The following is a 22,693-nucleotide window of genomic DNA, read 5'->3' as shown; positions in this document are numbered from 1 at the left end:
GGCTTTTTTATTGGTGGACTTTTTCCTAGTCTTTAGGAGGGTCCATAGGAGGCTTATTTTGCGAGAAACGCTGTCCAATTTTATAACGATCCCACGGCAAGGGACGTTCAATTGACTCAGGAACTTCTCCACTCAATGAGCGCAAACGTAAATGTAGCGCAGCTTGAGCAATTAAATTTGCTGAAACCGGTGCGGTAATAAAAGCTAAAAGTGTGATCAGTAGCTCGGCAAAACCAAAGCGGCCTTGAAAAGCAAAAAAGATCATAGATGCAATCAAAAAACTGCCTAATCCTAACGTACTCGATTTTGTGGGGGCATGTAAGCGCATGAATAAGTCAGGCAAGCGCACCATACCAATCGAGCCGACTAACATAAAGAAAGCACCAAAAACTAGAAAGACCGAAACAATAATTTCCATTGTAAATTGCATTTTGATCCCTCCTTAATCGATTACATGACCGGTTGTGAAGTAACGTGCTAAGGCTGCTGTAGATACGAAACCTAGCATTGCAACCAGTAAGGCTCCTTCAAATAAAGAGGTCGTCATCCAATAAATGCCTAAAACAACAATGAGGCAAGTTGCATTTAAGAAGAGAGTATCAAGTGCTAAAAGCCGATCTACAATTGATGGGCCTATGACCAATCTGAAGAGGCAAAGTAGCATAGAAATCGTAATGGCAATTGAGCTAATACCTAGAGCATAGGGTAGGATGGTCATGCACTTGCCTCCGTTTTGCTTTTTACATCAAAAATTTCCATAAGTGGAATTTCATAACGTTGTTTGATGTCTTCAATATCAGATTCGGTATTATCCGTGCTCAACGCATGAACCAGAATATCTCCACGTTCCTGATCAATACCCGCAGAAACCGTACCTGGTGTTGTGGTAATGATCATTGCCAGTAAAGTATTAACCTGCTCATGTTCCGTTTCTAATGGCACACGATACCATTTAGGATGTAAATTTTTGGTAGGTCCCAAAACAAGCTTTGCCACCCGAAAGTTAGAAATGACAATATCCCAAAGAACCACAAAGCATAATTTAATAGCTGGTTTCCAGTGAATATGCGGTGTACGGGTGATAAACGGTTTAACTAAACGAGGAATAATTAAACCTAACAGTACTGCCGTCAGAATGTCACTAGCATCAAGACTATGTGAAAGCATCAGCCAAAATAAAATGATAAGAACGGAAACAAATGGATGTGGAAACCAGCGTTCAAGCAAATGAGATAACTGCATTTTTATGGCTCCATAGGTTTCAATTGACTTTCATCAACAATGGTAGGCGTTTGTAGTTTGTCCTGTTGCTGAATTTGTCGAAGTTTATATTCCGAAATATGTTCACCATTGAAGGTATCTTTCGAAATAATATCTGGAACGAGGTAAGCATTATGATCTTCAACCTCACCACCATATTTAGTTTCTGGTAGGTAAGCAGGGTCAAATGGTTGTACGCTGATAGTTTCACCATTTTTATCTACTTTAAGAATAGTGTGTTGGTAAAGTGCATGGTCTTGAATCTGCTGGGCAGTACTTAATGTGTAATGCTGAATAGGTGCAGCAAAGACGACATAAGCGATTAAGCCAGCAAGTAACACATAAATCACTTGATCATTACGTGGTGGTGCTCGTTCTGGTAATGCTCGATAAAGAATATAAGCCGGATGAATTGGATCTTCCTCTGGTGGTGTTGCTCGCCAGAACAAGATAAAACCAACTCGCGTTAGAGCAATAATACTTAATAGGCTCACAACAAGCACAACACCAATGATCCAACCTTGATAGCTGGCTTCGACTGTCGCTTGTAAAATAAATACCTTTCCAAGAAAACCACTAAAAGGTGGTAAACCCGCGAGCATCATGGCAATCAAGAAATAAGTCACCATAGCCGCTTTTTCTTGTTTGATTCTTGGGGCAACTTTTAAATGATCTTTAAAATCTCCACGTTGTGAAGTTATCCATCCACAAAATAGATAAAAGGCCGCGCCAATTAGCGTACTGTGCACTAAGTAATACAAAGCACCAGACCATGCTTGAGTATTTGACATGGCAATTGCTGTGAGCAATGTACCAATTGAAGAAAGTACCATAAAGCCGACAAAGCGACGTAAACGATCTGCTCCAATTGCTGCAATCACACCGTAAAGTGAAGTAATCAAACCAATCGGAAGTAACCAGCTTTTTAAGATTTCTTGGCTAAGCGCATCGTCAAATACTGTTCCATTTACACGCAAAATCGAATAGATCCCGACCTTGGTCATAATGGTGAAAATTGCAGCCACAGGTGTACTTGCAACAGCATAAGTTTTTGGTAGCCAAAAACCTACAGGAAGCATCGCTGCTTTAATGCCAAACACTACAAATAAAAGCAGGGCGCCTGCTACGGCTAATTTGTGTTGATCTGCTTCAAGTGTCGGAATAAGGCGTGAAACATCCGCCATGTTGAGGCTGCCTACACTGCCATAAATCATACCAAGGCCGATTAAGAATAGGGCAGAGGCTAGAAGATTGATAATGACATAGTGAACGCCAAGCTGAAAACGTGGTTTGCCTTGCCCATGTAAAAGCAAAACATACGAAGCCATCAACAAGATCTCAAAAAAGACGAAAAGGTTAAATAAATCGCCTGTTAAAAATGCTCCGCAGATACCCATTAATAAGAAATGCACCATGGCATGGAAATAGCGACCACGAGTATCCCAATTGTCGCTTGCATACCATAGAACTGGAGCGACTAACGCGTAGGTCAGTACCAGCATAAAAGCAGAAAGACGATCTAATACGAGCACAATACCAAACGGTGCTGACCATTCACTCAGCTGGTAAGTGGTAATTTGGCCTGTGCTTGCAAAGCTTAAATATACAATTGCAGTAATTAATCCAGCAATTGCGGAAACAAGACTAATGCCACGACGCCATGGTTGTCGCCAGTCATCTTTTAAAGCACCTGCACCTGGGTTGCCTAGCAGTAATAAGATAAAAGCAGTGAATGCCGGAATGAGAATGCTAAAAATCGGCGCATGTTCTTGCCAGAAAGATAAAAAATCAAACATTACGGCTCATCCTCACGTGGGTCGTATGTTGGAGAGATGTCTTCTTTAGCATCAACATGATCACTACCTGATTCATAACGGCTACGCAGTGCCAGTTGTACAATAAAAGCGGTGGTTGCAAAACCGATCACAATGGCTGTTAACACCAGTGCTTGAGGAAGTGGATCGGTTATTTTTGTTGTCTCGGTTAAAATCGCGGGTGAGCTAATTTGTAATCGGCCCATCGCAAATAAAAATAGGTTTACAGCATAGCCAATTACAGCTAATCCAAGCACGACAGGGAAAGTACGAGCACGTAAAATCAGATAAATACCTGTGGCAACAAGTAAACCAATCGCAGAAGCCAATAAGAATTCTAAACTGATCATGATGATTCCTCCCGATGTGGTACTACAGGACCAGACATACTTGAGTGGCGAGAGTCTCCCAATACCGAGATGAGCAACATCGTTGCACCAACCACGGTGATATAAACCCCTAAGTCAAAACTCGCAGCCGAAGCCAAATGTAGTTTTCCTAAAATTGGTAATTCAACATAGACGTGCGCACTAGTTAGGAATGGGCGTAACCAGAACCATGCAGCTACACCAGTAAGCCCAGCAATAGTTAAACCTGAACCAATCCACACTTCGTAAAGACGACCTGATTTTGCTTTAAGTAATTGTTCTGTCTGGTCTTGACCTAGCGCAATATATTGAATGATTAACGCCATTGAGGTGATTAGACCTGCAATAAATCCACCACCTGGATAGTTATGGCCTCGCATAAAGATATAAACACTCACGACAAGCGCCAATGGTAATACCCAAGAAGCTGTAATACGGAACATGAGTGGAGATGGATTAAAACGGTAGGTGAGACCTTGGGTTATGGTTGTACCATGTACACGCATACCATCCATGAGGCAAAGTGAACCAATAGCAGCAATGCCTAGTACCGTAATTTCACCAAAGGTATCGAAACCACGGAAGTCAACTAAAATGACATTTACAATATTTGAGCCACCACCTAGTGGTAAAGACTGCTGCGCAAAGAACCATGAAATCGAATTATGATCACGGGTTAAAATGAGCCACGCGATCCAGCCTATTCCTAAGCCTCCAATAATCGCTAAAGCAGCATCTCTTAAACGTCTAGAGCGAAGAGATTCATACGGGGTTAGCTGTGGAAGTAAAGATAAACTCATTAATAGAAGAACAGTGGTTACAACATCCACGGTAATTTGAGTCAGTGCTAAATCTGGTGCTGACATGGTAACAAACACCATTGTTACCACTAAACCAATTGCACCACTAATAAGGACTGCTTTAATACGCTCATGATGGAACCACAGCATCATCCAGCAACCTGAGAACAGGGTTAGCCATAGAACGATGGCAATCCATGGGGCATGGGTAAGTTCACGTGTGCCTGTAGTGAGTCCTTGATTAAGTAGAGGCATAGTGACCATGATGACGCTAAAAGCAATGATCAAGAACAAGTAACTTTGCAGTGAGCCATTTTCAGTTTTTTGTTTGATTTTTCGGCTTGTAAGCAACAGATGTTTTAAAAATAAATCAAATAAAATGCGGCCTTGTAATCTACCAAGACGTGGGTCAAGGTCAATTTTACGAATCATGCCATCTTTTGCCAAAGCAAAATAGAACAGTGAGCCGCCGACTAAAGCAATAATACTCATCACAAGAGGAGCATTGAATCCGTGCCAAATCGCAAGATGAGTTCCTGCAAACTCTGGTTGCATCAAGCTTGCTCTGGTTACGCTATTTACTAGTGGTTCTACCAACAAAGAAGGTAAAACACCGACCAAGATACATAGCACAGCAAGAAGAAGGGCTGGTGCGCGCATGCCCATAGGCGGTTCATGTGCATCTTTATTTGGCACTTGCTTACCAATTGGACCATCAAAAAACACGCCGTGTACTAAGCGAATTGAATAACTCACTGCAAAAATACCAGCAAGCGTTGCAATGATGCTGGCAAAAATAACTGCTGAACCAGAAAGATTCGCCAATAGCTCGGTAAAGAACATCTCTTTAGAAATAAAGCCATTGGTGAGTGGTACACCTGCCATAGAGGCAGCGGTGATCATGGTTAATGTGGCAGTGAAAGGAAGTAATTGCCAAATACCACTGAGTTTTCGAAGATCACGTGTACCCGTTTCATGGTCAATGATCCCTGCAATCATAAAGAGTGCAGCTTTAAATGTTGCATGGTTAATAATATGAAAAATAGCAGCAGCAACTGCTAAAGGCGAACCGATACCAAGTAAACAAACAATGAGCCCTAAATGACTAATCGTTGAATAGGCTAACAGTCCTTTTAAATCTTCTTTAAAAATGGCAAAACATGCGGCCATGCAAAGTGTAAACAGGCCGATAAATGTCACAATATTGTGATAGATCGCAGCGCCTACAAAAATTGGCAGTAAGCGGGCAAGTAGAAAAATCCCGGCTTTTACCATGGTCGCAGAGTGTAGGTAGGCAGATACCGGTGTTGGTGCTGCCATTGCGTTAGGTAACCAAAAATGAAATGGAAACTGAGCACTCTTCGTAAATGCACCAAGCAAAATAAGCAATAGCATTGGAATAAATAGAGCATGGGCTTGAATGGCGTCTTTCATCCCCATGATGTCACTAATTTCATAGGTTCCTGTGATTTGCCCTAATAGAACAAATCCACCCAATAACGCCAAACCACCCATTCCTGTAATAGTGAGCGCCATTCGAGAGCCGCGTTGCGCAGCTTCATAATGACTCCAGTAACCCACTAATAAGAAAGATGAAATACTGGTGAGCTCCCAAAAGACTAATAAAATAATAAGATTATTAGAGAGCGAAATTCCCAGCATTGCTGCCATAAACAGCATGAGTAAAGCATAGAGTTTGCTTAAAGAGTTTTTAGGGCCAAGATAGTAATAGGCGTATATATAAATGAGGGTACCGATACCGGTAATAAGTAAAGAAAATAGTAAACCAAGAGCATCGAGTCTGAAGCTTAGATTAATTCCTAGTTGAGGTAACCAATCCCAGCTTTGTTGAATGCTTGCACCACCAAGCACAGTTTTAGCTTGAGTCAGTAATAAACCAAAACTGGTTAAACTGACTCCAATTGCCCCTAAAGCCGTTACTCCACGCGAGAACCGTTGAAGCAATGAAACAAGGGTGGTGCCTAATATTAACGGTAATAAGATAATTATCGGTAGCACACTCGTATCCATATGTGATTTAGGCCGAAACCTAAAGGTGAATTTTTAATTTCAGAATAGATAGGAATTCAAAGAGAGTTCCAAGACTTTGTTATTCTGAAAACCCAACCAAATTAGAAAATAAAGCGAGAAACAAGTTGTATTGCGCAACTTGAAGAATAAAAACGCAAAATGAAATTTATTGTACACTAAAAAAGCAGTAAAAATCTGATGTTATTACATGTAGTAACAACATCTAGTTATTTTTAAAGCTAAAAAACCTGACTTAACCATATATTTTGTGACTCTACTTTTTAATTATAAAAAGAGAGCCGATTGATTATAAAATTTAAACAGAAGGACTTTCTTCTGGTGTGTCTCCTGCATGAATCATGCGTAGCAATTCGTTTTTTTGTTGTTCATTTAAGCCCTGAATTTGCTGAAATAAAACATCAACCTGTGCTGGAGAGGGAGTAGGGTCTATTAAACTTGGAAGCTGTGCTTCTATATGTGGAACTAATGACTCACTTCTTTGGAGTAATGTATAGATGTGTTCAAGCTGTTGTTTGGTGGTATTTAAATCAAGATGGCTAATTTTACCATGCTCTAATTTTAAACATTGATAAGCCGAGGCATGTTCTAATAACTCTTCACGACTTCCAGTTGCAATAATTTGTAAGCGTGGAAATGCCTGATGGAGTTTGTTTAAAATTTCTGAACAATGCTGTGCATCAAGTTGCGCATCAATTTGATCAATCAATAAAATTCCTTCACCTTCAAGGCAAGGATTTAGGCTTAGCGGATTGAGTAAACAGAGCCTGCGGGCAATATCGCCTACTAAAGCAATCCATGTTTTTGTAGTGTTGGAAAGTTGATGAAAAGGTAGGGTTTGGCCATCATAATCAGCCATAAGTTGAAGCCTAGGCTGATATTGTAAATATAAGTCTTTGAGCTCAGGCAAAACAATATTTAATGCATTTTTAAGAGCGTAGAGGTTAGGTGCGGTGAGCTGTTTAGGCTGCCCAGATAACTCTTTTTGAAGCTCATTTAATAGTTCTGTCTGATCTTGTGGATCTGATTGTTTAGATTTAATGCGTTGTACTAGATGTGCAGCTTGAGCATTTTCGATATCACTAATTTCACGTAACCATTCAAAAAAACGAGTGAAGGTTGTGAACGGAACTGGACTAATATCATAGGCTGAAATGGCTTGAGTGATGCCGGGTAAATTTTTATTGAGCAGATTAATATCATTTACAAATCGCTCGGTTGGGTAGTAAGCGATTAAGGGTAACCCTTGTAATGGATCTTTTTTGATGACTTGTTGATAAAGGGCCATAGTTTGGTCAAGTTGCTGAGTTTCAACTTGGCTGATTCCAATGCCACTTGAATTTAGGGTTTTAAAAAGTTTCCAGCTACACAGTGAAGAATCTACCTCTTGTGCAGAAGTACTTTCTGGCAAAGAGCCAATTTCTGGTGGAACTTGAAGGGTCACTTCGATTTTTGACTGTAGACGCGATTGAGTAATGTCTTGGTCAGGCATAACAATACCGGGACTACGTAAATCTTTAAAACGGGCAGGGAACCAAGTTAGAGCATGGTAAGTATGTTTGAGCAACATACTTTTACCCGTTGCTTGTTCACCTAAAATTAAGGTAATCGGCTGTTTTTCATATTGAAACTGTATTTTAAGATCGTGAAACAGAGCAATATGTTTAAATTGGATAGATTCAAGTTGCATAGGCTCACCTAATTATGAGCGCTTCAACCAACCGATTGACGAAGACTTAAAGGCGCCCTTAGTTTTAATTGTTGTATCAGATCATAAAGATGATGGATATTTAGACTTACTTTAGCACGAGTACAGGCAACGTAAAGTAATCTTAACTCTTCATCACTAATCTTGTGTTCTAAGCCATTAATTTTAAATTGATAGTCATCTTCAATATGAACGCGATTCCATTCTAGCCCTTTCGCTTTATGAGCTGTGGAGATGACATAATCAGCTTGCTCAAGTGGAGTAATCTTTGCAAGTGCTTTTTTTAGTGGGTCTGTACCGTGATCATCAACCAGTTTAACCAATGGTTTAATGTCACTTCCTTCATTGGTTTCACAGTATTCATGAACATCGTGCCAGGAGTTAAACCATGCCAATTCAGGAACGTCAGTAACTCGTTTGCCTTGTTTTAAAAGGCTTGCGGCATCTACAAAACGGTTTAGCTTTTGATGATCCGCCTGCAAACTCACTTTATCGCCGTGAACTAAGCCTGCCAGTAAAAGTTCCATTGCACGAGCATTGGTGCGGCATAAAATCGCGTCACGCATTTTGGTATGCGGTTTATTCACTACGCTTGATTTCTGGTTTGGATTACCAAGTAAGGGAACAGTTTCATTTAAACCGCCAAGCAGTGCATTGGCCACATCGGCAATCGTTTCGCCAAAACGAAAAGAAGTGGTTAACCGAGATTCTGGCAAGGGCAATTGTTGCATGGCATTAATTGCACCACGCCAAGCGTAGATTTGTTGATGTGCATCACCGACATAAATAACTTGAGTATTTTTTTGGCGAAGCAGAATGCCTAGCATTAGTGGGTCAGCATCTTGTGCTTCATCAAATAATACGTAGTCAGTAGGAATGTTTGGCTCAGACAATGCCCAAAGTTTGAGATAAATATCATGTCCAATACCAGCTTGATGGTTTTGGTCAATCGACTCTAACCAACGTCGCTCCACAGCAGGGTAAAGGTGATTTTGTAATTCGATAATATCGTCTGGATGCAACCAGTTGGGCGCTTGAATATGTCGAGGAGCAGGGTATTGCGAGCTGGTCGAGCAAAAATAGCTGACAGCATTAGCGACAAGGCTCGCTAGACGACTTGGCATTAAGACATATTTTTCATAACGCCCACCCATCATACGTCGCAGCGTAATGGGTTCTAATCGATATTCTTTAGCAATAAAACTTGGACTTAAACGAGGCAAGCGTAATTTATCAGTCACACCGCGCGGCACGCTCCGAAAAGCGAGCGAGTGAAAAGTACGGCAGTCTACATTACGATGGAATTTGTTTTGTGCTTCACCAGCAATAGCTTTGTTAAATGCTAGATACATACCACGGCGTTCAGGCATGGCATCGCTAATCATTTGTAAAGTGGTGGTTTTACCTGTGCCAGCATAGGCAATCACTTTAAATGATTGCCCAAGACGTGCGTTATCTATGGCAATGGCTTGCTCATAGGTGGCTTTAGGTTTTTCAATATTCGACACTGAGTGATTTTAAACCTTGTTGCGGTTAGCTTTTTCAACTAAACCAGATAAACCCTGACGACGAGCTAATTCGTCAATAATAAGTTGTGGATTAAGATCGAAATAACCCAACATCACAATAGTATGGAACCACAAATCTGCTGTTTCATAAACGAGATCGTTTAAGTGAGCTTCTGAATCCTGTGCAGCAAAATCTTTAGCAGCAATAATTGCTTCTACACTTTCTTCACCCACTTTTTCTAAGATTTTATTGATACCTTTTTTGTAGAGGCTTGCAACATATGAAGTATCAGCTTCAGCTTGCTTACGCTCTTGCATCAATTGCCCTAAGTGAGCAAGTACATCGACTTGTTCTGTGGTGTGAGCATGATCGTGGCTTTCAGTTTTAGCTTTGTCACCATAAATTGCAGTAGGGTCTTTTAATTGTGTATCGACAATTTCCCAACCCTGTGGTGTGAGTTTACGATAGAAACAAGACTCACGACCCGTATGGCATGCAATACCACCGTGTTGTTCAATTTGTAGAATAATTACGTCGCCGTCACAGTCCAGACGAATTTCATAAACAGTTTGGAAATGGCCTGATTCTTCACCCTTGTGCCAAAGTTTTTGGCGAGAGCGAGAGAAGTAAACAGCCTGATTTTTTTCTGCTGTGAGCGCGAGTGCTTCACGGTTCATCCACGCCACCATCAAAATACGTCCGGTTTGATGATGTTGAGCAATGGCAGGGATAAGACCATTGGAATCAAATTTAACTTCATCTAACCAGTTTGACATGAGTGGAAATCCATTGGGTGGAAAGCAGCTAGTGTAGCGCTTGTGCTTAGGGTTGGCTATGCTTGTTGTATAAAAAATCGGTTATATGATTTGTCTATAAGATCGTTATGAGTAAATTGTAATTTAAGAGTTGTTCAAATTAATTTTGATTTGCGAAGTTATCGTTATTATAAAATTATTTAATCGTCTTGCATAACTTAGGAAAATAAATTTTGGAAAAAATAGAAAATTTTGCTTGTCGAATATGTGGGCTTATACAACCTGAAGAACCATGGGGTGAAGATGGGGAAAATCCAAACTTTGACATTTGTGATTGTTGTGGTGTTGAATTTGGATATGAGGATTATACTAAAGCATCTGTAAAAACGTACCGCAAGAAATGGTTGGAGGCAGGTGCTAATTGGTGGACATCAAAAGAGAAACCCAAAGATTGGGATATTGAAAAACAATTACAAAATATCCCTGCAAACTATAAATGACTTATAACTTTATGTTATTTGAAATCTCAATCAAATTTTGATCTGGATCGCGAATATAAACTGAAAGAATAGGGTGCGCCGCACCCGTACGTTCAATGGGGCCTTCCTCAATTGTAATATTTAATTGATTAAGATGCGCAATCACTTCGGAAATGGGAGTTTCTGAAATAAAACACAGGTCGGCAGATCCAGGAGTTGGCTGTAATGCCTTAGGTTCAAACTCGTTACCTTGCTGGTGTAAATTTATTTTTTGATTTCCAAACTGTAGAGCCTTTCTATCACCTTTAAAAGTGATGACCTCAAACCCTAATACGGTTTGATAGAAATTACAGGTAATTTCAATATTTGAGACGGTTAAAACAAGATGATCAAGATGGCTAATTTTCATGTGTTGTTCACTATCATTTAGTTGGGTTAATAGTCAGACAAAGATTCGTTTTTTAAATTGAAAGCACGGCTTTCTCTAGGCGTTTGAGCGACTTGATCATAATCAATTTGCTGAAATGGACCAGTCTTTAATCCCGAAATCGTGATTGCCATTTCTTTTCGAAAATAGGGGATTTGATACATCCAAGGGAAAACTAAATCTCTTAAGCCTCCAGCCCACCAATGGTCAGATTGATAAAGGGGTGTCAGTAAGCGACTAAGAAATTGATAAAACTGAGTAGATGAGTGGCGAAGCTGGTGGTAGTGCTGCCAGAGCAGGGGCCAATCAATATTTTGATTCTTTTGGGCATGTTGCAACGATTGAGAGAAAGCCCAAGCATCCAATAATGCCATATTGGCCCCTTGTCCTAACTGAGGACTCATCGCGTGAGCGGCATCGCCAATCACTCCAATTCTGCCTTGACCAAATTGAGTCATGACGACATCACGGTAGTTTGCAGATAGCCATTTAGGCTGAGTTTGACTGTCGTATAAAATCTCTTTTAGCCATTCTGCAACTTTGGGCCATCGCTCTGAGACTTGCTTTAACCAAGTTTGTTTAGCTTGCTCATCTTGCAAGAAGCTTTGTAATTGTGGGGTAGGTAAGCTCCAGAAGATACTTGAAAGGCGCTGTTGAGGTTCTGTTGGAATCGCTCCTGTAGGAAGAATCCCCATCATGATTTTCGAGCGATCATAAAATTGATGCAGAATTTCAGAGTCGAGTACTTGGCACTCAGGCACGATACTCCACGCAGCGCCCCAAGGGTAGGCTTGATCAACTTTGACCCATGCTTTGGGGCGTAATTGGCTACGAGCACCATTCACAATAAGGACGGAGTCAAACCGAGCATCAAACTTTTGATTTTGATGAGTTCCGAATAGTCGAACTTCATTATTATGTTCTTCAAAACTCTCAACAGAATGGTTCATACACCAAGTAATTTGGCTCGAATATTCACTAAGTTTTTGAGTGAGTACATGACATAAAGTGGCTCGGTGTATACCTAGGCCATAAAGATTTGCGGATGCTTCGTGATAGTGGCTGTTGACTAAAAGACGCTTGTTGGGAAGTTGTCCTTCTAAGCCCGTTACTTTTGCACCCAATGGCAGAGCTTTATCGAGCACCCCTAAATGTTCAAATACTGCTAAGCCTGCAGGTTGTAGTAATAAACCAGCGCCTACTGGAGATAACTCATCAACTTGTTCAAAAATAGTAACGTCATTACCTTCACGGGCGAGCAAAATTGCAGTGGCTAAACCTGCGGTACCGGCACCGATAATCGCAAAATGAGGTGTTTTCATTGTTTGTTCTTTTGATGCATTTATAGATTCAATTTAGCAATCAACGAATAGCTGATCTATAATTTTTTTTGAAAATTAAAAGTTTTCACATAAAAAATCCCTTGCGTGGGCAAGGGATTTAAAACTTATTTCAATATACGCCAAAGCGCTAATAAACTGCTTAGCACAATTAAAATAATAGAAACAAACCAAGGACTAATAATCGCGATGGTCAATAAAATCAGCATGCTACTACCGAACATCCAACTGCGGCGTTGTTGATGTTCCATTTGCAAACGAAGTTGCTGCATTTCGCGTAACTGACGGTCTTGCCAAGCAGACTGATTTTTTAAACCATTTAAACTATCAACAATTAAGCTTGGGAAATCTTGAGCACCTAAAAGCAGGTCAGGTAGTTGCTGTCCTAACTCTTTTATATTTTTGACTGGGTTCATGTTGGCTTTAACCCATTCAGTCAAAATTGGTTTTGCTAATTTCCAGATGTCGAGCTGCGGGTAAAGATCGGTACCTAGACCTTCGACATGCACTAAAGTCTTTAGCAACAACATGAGTTGCGGTGGAATCTCTAAATGGAAGCGACGGGCAATATCCATTACTTGAATCAAGATGCCAGCAAAATCAAGTTGATCCATTGGTTTAGACACCATTGGCCCAACCGTGCGGCGCATTTCACGCGATAGCGCATCTTGGTCTGTACCCGGTGGAATCCAACCAGCTTGATGCACAATTTGAATGAGCTGCATAAAGTTGCTGTTCATTACAGCAAGCAACATGCGGGCAATGGTCATCTGGTCATGCTTAGACAACTCACCCATAATTGCACAGTCGAGTGCAATAAAGCGTGGATTGCTTGGATTAATTGTTTCTACAAAGACATTGCCAGGGTGCATGTCGGCATGGAAAAAGTTATCGCGGAATACTTGCGTAAAGAAAATGGTTAATCCTTTTTCTGCAAGTTGTGCACGGTCCATGCCTAGACGGTCAAAGGTTGCCGTATCTGAAATAGGAACACCTGTAATGCGCTCTGCTACCATGACATCTTTGGTGTCCATGTAGACTTCAGGCACATACATCATGGTTGAGCCAGTAAAATAATGGCGCATACGACGGGTGTTGTCTGCTTCGATACTCAAGTCCAGCTCATTTAAAATAATCTGGCGGTAGTCTTGAATAATTTCAGAGAGATGTAAGGCACGAGCAGCTTCAAGGCGACTTTCTAATGTGTTGCCTAACCATGCCAAAATCTCAAAGTCTTGCAAAATTTGGTTGCGAATGTCGGGGCGAGTCACTTTAACAACAACTTCTCGACCGTCGTGCAAAGCAGCAGTATGAACTTGTGCAATTGAAGCAGCAGCTAATGGCTGGTCATCAAATCGTGCAAACAAGGTATTTACGTCAGCTTTTAATGATTCTTGAATACGTTGTTTGGCAACATTGCTATCAAAAGGTTTTACCTGATCTTGAAGTAAGACCAATTGAGCGAGTATTTCAGGTGGAATCAAATCACGTCGAGTTGACAGTAATTGTCCAAGCTTAATTGCAAGCGGTCCCATCTCTTCCAAAGCTTCTTTGAGCTTTAAAGGATTTTTACGTTCGCGACTAGACCATGCAGCTGGGTGCATTTTAATAACACTTAATGCACGTTGAGCTTTAACTGGTAATTCATCCGCAGGGAACAACGTATCGAGTCTATAGTGCGCTGCAATACGCCAAAGTTCGAGTAAACGTGAAACGTGCGGAATCATATACGGTCTTACCTAGTCTTGAGAGGGTTGTAGTTGTGTGTTGAGTTGCTGCAATCTTGCTTCTAAACGGTCAATGTCTTGATTAAGCTTGCGAGTTGCTTGAGTTAAATCATCCATTTCCCAACGAGGGGCAAATAGACCGCTGTCTTCTTTTAATGCGTCTTCTGCAAAAAATAGATGACTTTGAAGAGAGCGTTTTAAATGTTTTGGTGCAAGTTGAATCTTGCCAATTTCGTGGGCGAGTTGAGGACCGACCCATCTGGATAAGTGCGAAGCTAAATCTGGTTCAGCTTGCTGCATAATCTTTTGAATATCCTGTAGCAGGTGGTAATCACCTTGCAATGGGATATTGCCAATCTGATCTGGATCGCTGACCAATAATTTAATCAGTTCGACGACATCTTTAACATGCAAAGTTGCTGTTGCTTCAGAAATTTTGAATTGCGCATCAAAAGGGCGTTGTTCAAAAATAGAAGGCTTTTCACTGTGCCCTGTTGCAGTAGGTTCAAGACGTACTTTTTCTTGGTCAAAGAATACATCGACAGAAAGCTGCGGGCTATCAATCACAACACGCAACATTTTGCCCTGTAACTGATTAAGCTGAATGCGTGTAACCGCATCCAGATCGATCAGATGATGAATGATACGTTCGACTGCACCGAGTGCCAGAATCGACCACATATCGTTATCCCTTACAGTTTGAAGCCACGGTGAACGGCAACGATACCAGCAGTAAGGTTATGATAGTCACAGTTCTGGAAGCCAGCATTTTCCATCATACCTTTTAAGGTGCGTTGGTCTGGATGCATACGAATTGATTCAGCCAAATATTTATAACTTTCTGAGTCATTCGCAACCAATTTACCCATAATCGGTAAAGCAGTGAATGAATAGAGGTCATAAAGTTTTGAGAATGGCTCAAATACAGGTTTAGAAAATTCAAGAATAAGTAAACGACCACCTGGCTTCAACACACGGAACATAGAAGCAAGCGCTGCATCTTTATCCGTAACGTTACGTAAACCAAAGCTAATGGTGAGTAAGTCAAAGCTGTTATCTGCAAAAGGCTCTAAAGTTTCTGCATTAGCAAGTACGAAGTCAACATTGGTACAGCCTGCATCAATTAGGCGGTCGCGACCAACATTCAGCATAGATTCGTTAATGTCTGAAAGAACGACATGACCTTGAGGACCAACTTCACGGCTAAATACTTTTGCTAAGTCGCCTGTACCACCAGCAATATCTAATACGTGTTGACCACGGCGTACGCCAGACATGTTAATTGCGAAGCGTTTCCATAGGCGGTGAATACCAAATGACATTAAGTCATTCATCAAGTCATATTTGCTTGCAACCGAGTGGAATACTTCTGCAACTTTTTGAGCTTTATCTTCAGTTCTAACAGTTGAATAACCGAAGTGGGTGGTTTCACCAACGTTGCCAGTATTGCCAGCACCACGTGGTAAATTGTATTTCGGTACAGAACCATTAACAGGTGTGTCGGTTAAGGTTTGTTGTAAAGATTGTTGTTGCCCTTGAGGGGTACCTGACGGTAAAGGTGAGCTTAGGAATGGGCTAACTTTGTCTGAACTTTGTGCCTGCTCAGTTGGAGATGTTGGCTTTTGGTTTTCGTTAGACATATTGTCTCTCCTAGACTCAAACTCAAGTGAAACGGAATAAGTTCTGCATGATGACAGATTTTGTCTATTTTTACAGGCATCATCATGCAAATATAATGAATAAAATCTCAACTTCGTAAGGTTGATTTTTTCTCTGTGCCGACCTTATCACACTCTAAACGGATTCGGATGCCCTGAATGTACATTTTCAATAATTTGGCGTTCTTTTTCAGTAAAAGTCTTGATAAAGTTCTCAGCTGATTTTAACGGTTTCATCGCACTAAAACCATCTTGGATAAAATCATACATCAATTCGAATTGATATTTCTGGGCAATACCTTTACACATTTTAAAGGCCGTAAACATCATAAATGAGCGCATGTATTTATCGAGTGCTGCGCCTAAATCATCAAGAAGAGCAAGCTGTTGATAACGAGCTTCTGCCTGGTCAAGCTTGATTAAGGTTAAACGCATAATCTCATCAGTGAGTACTGTATCAGCCGGATAGTCCTCAAGAAGCTGCATAGCTACTTGCTCATCAAGTTGAGTTGCAAGTACAGCTAAACTTACTGATTTAGTGCCAGTTTTAATTGCATTTTCAGGCAATACTTTTTCGGCTTTATGAGCATATTTCAATAAGCGTTCAATTTGAGCGGCAAGAGCATCAAACTCTGGACCACCATATAAACGATTTAAAAAATATTCTGACATGAGTTTATGTTCAGGCAGATTAAAAAAGTCGTGATGCGTATCTTTCATCCGCTCTTTTAGCCATGTTTGTACATCTTGCAAACGCTGGGCAAGCACTGGATTATCGTGATAATTAAATGTTTTATATTGTTGTAAAAGATCATCAAAAGCAGCGAGTTTAGACATTTAAGGCTCTAATATTGGGCTATTTGCAAAAAATCATAAAAGGCATTGTAACCTTGTACTATGGCGAGTAGATGTAAAAAAAATGATTCATGCGTCAATTCTTAGACAGATTTTTGTCGCAATGACATAATTTGTATAGCAATTCATCATTTAACCGCATAAGTTAAAGATCATCGAAATTAAACAATAAAAGATTAGAGCCGTGGACTATGAGTGAACAACAACCAAAATTTGAAATTCGAGATGAAGAACTGCTTTCAGTTGACTTGATTGAAGCACAATATGCGTTAAAAGAAAGTCGGGGAAAACCCAACGCTAAAAGCACGCTGATTTTAATGAGTGGTATTGAGCTGGCAGGTAAAGGGGAAGCGGTTAAGCAGCTTCGCGAGTGGTTAGACCCTAGATATTTACGAGTCAAAGCAGATGCACCACGTGTACTGACAGATACAGAAGCATTTTGGCAATCTTATTCGGGTTTTATTCCTACCGAAGGTCAAATTGTGGTGATGTTTGGTAATTGGTATAGCGATTTGCTCGTTACAGCAACGCATGTATCTGAACCTTTAGATGAGGCACGCTTTGATGCTTATGTTGAAAATATGCGGGCATTTGAACAAGATCTAAAAAATAACTATGTCGATGTGGTTAAAGTCTGGTTCGATCTTTCATGGAAATCATTACAAAAGCGTTTAGACAAAATTGACCCATCTGAGCAACACTGGCATAAGCTCCATGGCCTAGACTGGCGTAACAAGAAACAATATGACACTTTGCAAAAGTTACGCCGTCGCTTTACCGACGACTGGTACATTATTGATGGCGAAGATGAAAAGCAACGTGATCAGTTTTTTGCTCAGTACCTTTTACAACACATGCGTCAGCTTCCTGATCATCAAACCGAAGTCAAAGGAAAATGGCAGCAGGCTAAAATTCCAGAGAGTTTATTAAAACCTTCTAATGAACCCCTTGAAAAAGCCGAATACAAAAAAGAGCTCGATAAACTAAGCAAAAAAATTGCTGATGCCATGCGTTTCGATAAACGTAATGTCGTCATTGCTTTTGAGGGAATGGATGCTGCTGGTAAAGGGGGTGCAATTAAGCGAATTGTTAAAAACCTAGACCCGCGTGAATATGATATTCATTGTATTGGAGCACCTGAACGCTTTGAAGCACGACATCCTTACTTATGGCGCTTTTGGAACCGCATTAATGAAGCCGAGAAAATCACAATCTTTGATCGGACATGGTATGGGCGCGTACTTGTTGAACGTGTTGAAGGTTTTGCTTCACCTTTAGAGTGGCAGCGCGCTTATGACGAAATTAATCGTTTTGAAAGAGATTTATTTGATAGCCAAACAATTGTTGTAAAAATTTGGCTTGCGATTAGCAAAGATGAGCAAGAGCAGCGCTTTAAGGCCAGAGAAGAGACACCGCATAAACGTTTTAAAATTACCGCAGAAGATTGGCGTAATCGTGATAAGTGGGATGATTATTTAAAAGCCGCAGCAGATATGTTTGAGCGAACCAGTACTGACTACGCACCTTGGTATATTGTTGCAACTGATGATAAATATACGGCACGTCTAGAAGTATTAAGGGCGGTTTTAAAACAGCTGAGAGCAGATTAAGCTCTCAGCCATAAGGCATATATTAATTTACAATGGTGGTTCGGCTTTTTTGCTGAATACGTTTTGCAAGATTATAACTGTCAGTAAGATGAGTTTCTGCTATTTTTTTCATCATGAAATAGCCTAAACTAGCTGCTACAATTTGTCCGCCTAGCGGTATAAATTTAGTCACCTGTTTCGTTACGATTTTGCCAAAAAAGCCATTAAATGTTTTTTTAACGGTCGTGCGTGCCACTACAAAGCCTGAAAATTCAAAACCACGTTTACGTAGCTCATCCCAGTGAATTGTTTTAGTTTTTGGGTCATAGACACTTACGTGTTCAGGGGCTAAACCGAAACGGGAATTGATATCTGGAATCAGGTACGACAAAATTCCCAAATCTATCACCACGTCAAAAAAAGGAATCGGTACAATTGCCGCCCCTGCTGAGACGTAAGCTCTTTTTTTGATGAGATCATGGCACTCATCGCGAATTTGTTCCAGATTTAGGCTAGGATCAATATAGTCAGGAATCTTGTCAATTTTCATAATGTCTACCTGTATAAATTTCTTGATGGCGTCATTCAAACCAAGTGTAAGTGACACCTGAAGTTAAATTATGCTGTGTTTAAACCAACGTGACATAGTCAGATTCAGTTGTATAGTAATGAATGTTTATGATTTTGTGCATAAATTATGCAAGCAGGAAATGAAATAAATGGGGATCCATGTTATTCAAAGTCAACGTATTGATGTGTTGTTGCAAGGTGTATTAGCGTCTACATCTCAAGCTTCAGCGCATCCATTACAGGTTTTGAAAACCCAGCATTTTATTGTTCCAAGTCCTGCAGTCGAGCAGTGGCTGATACAAAAACTTGCAGAACAGCAAGGCATGAGTGCCAATTACCAGTTTCACCAACGAGTACGCGGCTTCCAGTGGTATGCCTATCAGCAAGTCTTAACTGCGCATAAAGAACAGGTCCGTAAAGCCAACATCCCCCGTTTGATTTTTAAATGGCGGGTGCATCAGGCTTTGCACGAATTTATCCAACCTGACACGATGAGTATAGATACATCGCATCCTTTACATTCTATAGTTCAGCGTATTTATGACAGCGCAGATCGACTCGAACAAGGCATAGATAAACAATTAAAAAAACAAAAAATGCTGTATTGGGTCGCTGAGCAGGTTGCTGATTTATTTAGCAACTATATGATTTATCGTGGACAGTGCCAGCGTGGTTGTGAAAATGGTTGCACTTGCCCTGAAAACTGGTTGTCTGCTTGGGGGCAGGGTCGAGCACTCGATATTGAAAAATATATTGTACAAAAAGATGAAGAAGTGACTGCTTTTGCATTGCACCAAACAGTGGAGCTAGAACGCTGGCAGCGTTGGTTGTGGCAGCAACATTTTCATGATGATTTTGTGCAGATGCAGCAAATTGATGCGTTGTTCTGGCAAGAGTTAGATCATCCGGACCGTAGTAAGCACGCTATTTCAAGATTACCTAATCAGGTGGTGATCTTTACTTTGTTAGATTTACCACCAAGCCAGTTACAGTTCTTGCGCCGTTTAGGTCAATATATTGATGTATTGATTTTGCACTATAACCCTTCACAAGAATATTGGGCCGATAGTGTCGATCCACTGTGGAAGCAGCGTTATGACCTAGGGGTAAAAGAGCGTTTTATTGCAAAAAATCCCAAGGCAACAGATGCTGAAATTAGTGATTTCTTTAATAAATTTACACTCAACTTTAATGCAGAAGCGCGTGAGTCCAGACATCCGCTTTTAACCAGACTGGGTAAACAAGCCCGCGACCACTTTTCACTATTATCAAATTTATCTACGGGTGAAGAAGGTAAGTGGGTTGATGCTTTTGTGGATGATTTTCCTGAAAGTTTACTCGGTAAAGTTCAGTCAGATATTTTGCATTTAGTGGAGCCCCAAGCTAAACAATATGAGCTTGGCCCAGACGATGACTCTATTCAGATTCATGTTTGTCATTCGACGCTACGTCAACTTGAAGTATTAAAAGAGCAATTAATCTGTTGGTTGGCTAAAACGCATGAGCAGCCGCGCAGACCAAACGATATTTTAGTTTTAGTTCCTAATTTGGCTGACATAGAGCCTTTAATTCGAAGTGTATTTCCTGCTATGGCCACAGAGCAAGGTGTGCATTTGCCTGTGAAAATCGCAGGTGTTGCATCACTTGATGCACTGAATGCATGGCGCGCCGTGATTGGGCGTATTCAACTGATGCAGGGACGTTTTAGCTTTGATGATTTTGCTGACTGGTTAAGCTTACATGCGACTCAGCAACGTTATGAACTTGAATATGTTCAGGTTGAGCGAATTTTAAATTTACTCGCCGATGCAGGCTTTAAACGAGGGCTTGATGCAGAACATCTCAAGCGAAGTTTGTGTGACGGTGATGATGATTACCGATATAGCTTTAAATTTGCCTTAGAGCGATTGGCTCTTGGTATTGCCGTGCCTGTGCATGCGACATTTAATCAGGTGTTGAGTTATGCCAAAGTCCAACCGAGCGATTTCGAGCTGATTGGTACACTCATTCAAATTTATCAAGATTTGAATGAGCGCCGTGATTGGCTGACTCTACATGAACAGGGGAAAGTCTACACGGTTGAATATTGGCTTCAGGTATTGGGCAGAGATATTGTTGAATTTGAGCAGGTCGGTGTTGCTGCTTTAAAAGCTGTTCGGGAAATTGTTAAGAAACAAGAGCGAATGTTGACGCTCGCAAGCTATTACGCCGAGACAGAAACCGGAACTTTGCGCAAAATTACGTTGCCTCTGCCTTATATTATTGAAGAAATTCAGCGAACTTTAGAAAGCCAAAGTGCACAAGCTGAACCAACAGGGCAGATTACCTTTGCTCAAATTGGACATATTCGGCCGTTACCTTATCGCTTAATGGTCATGCTAAATCTGGATGCAGGGCAATTTCCAAACCGTGATACCCATGTGCCATTTGATTTAATGGATGCACTGCGTCAACAGTTAGGTGACCGCTCTCGTCTTGAAGACGATCAAGGTGCTTTTTTAGATGCTTTATTATTAGCCCAAGACAATTTATGGCTGTTTTATAACGGGTTTGATGTGAACGATGGAGAGGTACGGGATCCTTCCAGTATTCTTCAAGAGTTCCGTGAACACCTTGCCCTGATTGTGAAAGCTGAAGACGATATACCTGAAAATGTAGTTATTGAAGGAATTGAGATTCCATCACAATTAAAACAACTCTATCACTTACATGACTTACAGCCATTCGACCCGAAAGGTTTTACTGTACAAAAAAGTGTGATCCGTTATCAAGATCACTGGTTTAAAGTCGCTTCACAAATTCAGCAAGTCTCAGGAAACCGCCAACCTTGGGCAAATACGACCTATCCGCTACAAGCCCCTGACATGTTGGTTTTAGATAGCCAGCAGTGGATACAGGATGTGACGTTTCCTGCACGTTTATATTTGAAAACTTTAGGGGTAGAAAACTTAGGAAGTGTCGGAGTGCTCGACCAAAATGAACCGTTATTATTAGATGGTTTAGGGCGCTATGCGATCCGACATTTTTTACAGCAATCGGAACAGCACGCACAACCAGAAGTATTAATTGATCAGTTGCCTGTAGGTAAAGTCAAATATAGCGCATGGCAACAAGGTGTGTTTGAGCAAGAATGTTTGCTTGAACGCCTTCATCAATATGCACCAGCAGTGACACAAACAACTCAGCGTATTTGGCGAATTGCTAAACAGCTTCATATGAATATTACGGTTCCAAAGTCTGAAACTCAGGATTGGGTCAGTATGGAACCTTCAAGTGCCCGCGCAAAAAGACGCGCGAAAGTCTGGTTGGAACACTTACTTTGGTTAGCTTATTTGAATGAGAGAAGTGCAGGAGCTGAAAAACGCCGTATTGTTGTTTTTAGCGATCAAACTGTGATTTGTAGTGGGGTTAGTTCTGAGCAAGCTCGGCAATATTTACAACCATGGTTTAAAATCTGGCGTCATGCACAGCAACAACCATTGGTTCTACCAGCAGCCTTATTATTAAAACCATTAGAAAAAGCCAAAGCATATCAGTGGGAAACAACAAATCAGGCAGAAAAAGCAAAACTGGATGAGAAGAGCTACACTGAGCTGTTAAAATACTGGAATGAAACAGGGTCATTTACCACAATGGATATGACTCAAAATGAAGCTTGCAAGTTGCATCGAGACTGGAGCTTTATTTTACAAGAACAAGATGCGCAAGCTTTGCTTCAACATGCTTGTGATGAGTTTGCGTATGATCTGTATCATCCGGTTTTTCAATTTCAACATTCGGAGTAA

At 40.8% G+C, this 22,693-nt stretch carries 19 protein-coding genes; 3 read left to right on the top strand and 16 right to left on the bottom strand.

All coding sequences use genetic code 11. From position 1 onward, the window contains the following. Positions 1-25: 25 nt before the first annotated feature. The 9 genes from K6I41_RS17385 to hisIE all read right to left on the bottom strand — a co-directional run bounded on the left by K6I41_RS17385 (position 26) and on the right by hisIE (position 10,284). Positions 26-430 (bottom strand): Na+/H+ antiporter subunit G, encoded by a 405-nt coding sequence (locus K6I41_RS17385; protein WP_013199076.1) that lies wholly within the window; start codon positions 428-430, stop codon positions 26-28. Positions 431-442: 12 nt separating this feature from the next. After that, on the bottom strand, positions 443-718 hold the full coding sequence (locus tag K6I41_RS17380) for a monovalent cation/H+ antiporter subunit F (protein WP_004795001.1): 276 nt from the start codon (positions 716-718) through the stop codon (positions 443-445). After that, positions 715-1,242, bottom strand: a complete 528-nt coding sequence (locus tag K6I41_RS17375) for a Na+/H+ antiporter subunit E (RefSeq protein WP_005301847.1) — start codon at positions 1,240-1,242, stop codon at positions 715-717. Before K6I41_RS17375 ends, K6I41_RS17380 begins: the two co-directional genes overlap by 4 nt. A gap of 2 nt (positions 1,243-1,244) precedes the next feature. Beyond that, entirely contained in the window at positions 1,245-3,056 is a 1,812-nt protein-coding gene (locus K6I41_RS17370) for a monovalent cation/H+ antiporter subunit D (protein ID WP_250374852.1), read from the bottom strand. Next, positions 3,056-3,424: a Na+/H+ antiporter subunit C gene (locus K6I41_RS17365; protein ID WP_003654595.1), complete on the bottom strand. Its 369-nt coding sequence runs from the start codon at positions 3,422-3,424 to the stop codon at positions 3,056-3,058. Before K6I41_RS17365 ends, K6I41_RS17370 begins: the two co-directional genes overlap by 1 nt. Then, a complete protein-coding gene (locus K6I41_RS17360; RefSeq protein ID WP_013199074.1) occupies positions 3,421-6,273 on the bottom strand; it encodes a monovalent cation/H+ antiporter subunit A in 2,853 nt (950 codons plus the stop codon). The genes K6I41_RS17365 and K6I41_RS17360 overlap by 4 nt, the downstream gene beginning before the upstream one ends. Positions 6,274-6,589: 316 nt before the next feature. Further along, positions 6,590-7,981 (bottom strand): AAA family ATPase, encoded by a 1,392-nt coding sequence (locus tag K6I41_RS17355; protein ID WP_250374851.1) that lies wholly within the window; start codon positions 7,979-7,981, stop codon positions 6,590-6,592. Between the two features lie 23 nt (positions 7,982-8,004). Further along, positions 8,005-9,507 (bottom strand): UvrD-helicase domain-containing protein, encoded by a 1,503-nt coding sequence (locus K6I41_RS17350; protein ID WP_005301860.1) that lies wholly within the window; start codon positions 9,505-9,507, stop codon positions 8,005-8,007. 9 nt (positions 9,508-9,516) lie between these two features. Continuing rightward, positions 9,517-10,284, bottom strand: a complete 768-nt coding sequence (gene hisIE / locus K6I41_RS17345; protein WP_250374850.1) for a bifunctional phosphoribosyl-AMP cyclohydrolase/phosphoribosyl-ATP diphosphatase HisIE — start codon at positions 10,282-10,284, stop codon at positions 9,517-9,519. A gap of 212 nt (positions 10,285-10,496) precedes the next feature. Here hisIE and K6I41_RS17340 point away from each other — a divergent pair, with 212 nt between their 5' ends. Further along, positions 10,497-10,763, top strand: coding sequence for a hypothetical protein (locus tag K6I41_RS17340; protein ID WP_013199070.1), 267 nt, complete (start codon positions 10,497-10,499; stop codon positions 10,761-10,763). A 1-nt stretch (position 10,764) separates the two neighbouring features. On the opposite strand, the gene K6I41_RS17335 is transcribed toward K6I41_RS17340, so the two are convergent. The 6 genes from K6I41_RS17335 to K6I41_RS17310 all read right to left on the bottom strand — a co-directional run bounded on the left by K6I41_RS17335 (position 10,765) and on the right by K6I41_RS17310 (position 16,731). Continuing rightward, on the bottom strand, positions 10,765-11,151 hold the full coding sequence (locus K6I41_RS17335) for a VOC family protein (RefSeq protein WP_013199069.1): 387 nt from the start codon (positions 11,149-11,151) through the stop codon (positions 10,765-10,767). A gap of 26 nt (positions 11,152-11,177) precedes the next feature. Beyond that, on the bottom strand, positions 11,178-12,491 hold the full coding sequence (locus K6I41_RS17330) for an FAD-dependent oxidoreductase (RefSeq protein ID WP_151988899.1): 1,314 nt from the start codon (positions 12,489-12,491) through the stop codon (positions 11,178-11,180). A 125-nt stretch (positions 12,492-12,616) separates the two neighbouring features. Further along, positions 12,617-14,236 carry an ABC1 kinase family protein gene (locus K6I41_RS17325; RefSeq protein ID WP_004794982.1) on the bottom strand — a complete coding sequence of 540 codons (1,620 nt, stop codon included), beginning with the start codon at positions 14,234-14,236 and terminating at the stop codon, positions 12,617-12,619. Between the two features lie 12 nt (positions 14,237-14,248). After that, positions 14,249-14,917, bottom strand: coding sequence for a ubiquinone biosynthesis accessory factor UbiJ (locus K6I41_RS17320; RefSeq protein ID WP_005065906.1), 669 nt, complete (start codon positions 14,915-14,917; stop codon positions 14,249-14,251). Positions 14,918-14,928: 11 nt separating this feature from the next. Next, complete coding sequence (gene ubiE / locus K6I41_RS17315) at positions 14,929-15,876, bottom strand: bifunctional demethylmenaquinone methyltransferase/2-methoxy-6-polyprenyl-1,4-benzoquinol methylase UbiE (protein WP_005301878.1); 948 nt, start codon at positions 15,874-15,876, stop codon at positions 14,929-14,931. A 147-nt stretch (positions 15,877-16,023) separates the two neighbouring features. Next, positions 16,024-16,731: a DUF8198 family protein gene (locus K6I41_RS17310; RefSeq protein ID WP_250374849.1), complete on the bottom strand. Its 708-nt coding sequence runs from the start codon at positions 16,729-16,731 to the stop codon at positions 16,024-16,026. 209 nt (positions 16,732-16,940) lie between these two features. Here K6I41_RS17310 and pap point away from each other — a divergent pair, with 209 nt between their 5' ends. After that, entirely contained in the window at positions 16,941-18,359 is a 1,419-nt protein-coding gene (pap, locus tag K6I41_RS17305; RefSeq protein WP_250374848.1) for a polyphosphate:AMP phosphotransferase, read from the top strand. A gap of 22 nt (positions 18,360-18,381) precedes the next feature. Here the strand turns inward: pap and K6I41_RS17300 are convergent, their stop codons facing one another. Beyond that, on the bottom strand, positions 18,382-18,888 hold the full coding sequence (locus tag K6I41_RS17300) for a hypothetical protein (protein ID WP_005301888.1): 507 nt from the start codon (positions 18,886-18,888) through the stop codon (positions 18,382-18,384). Positions 18,889-19,057: 169 nt separating this feature from the next. Between K6I41_RS17300 and K6I41_RS17295 the strand changes: the two genes are divergently transcribed. Next, positions 19,058-22,693 (top strand): exodeoxyribonuclease V subunit gamma, encoded by a 3,636-nt coding sequence (locus tag K6I41_RS17295; RefSeq protein ID WP_250374847.1) that lies wholly within the window; start codon positions 19,058-19,060, stop codon positions 22,691-22,693.

This window comes from Acinetobacter sp. AS23 (assembly GCF_023612055.1).
GTDB classification, from domain to species: Bacteria; Pseudomonadota; Gammaproteobacteria; order Pseudomonadales; family Moraxellaceae; genus Acinetobacter; species Acinetobacter oleivorans.
The sequence above is the reverse complement of the archived record's forward strand: the minus strand, read 5'-3'. Positions and strand labels throughout refer to the sequence as shown.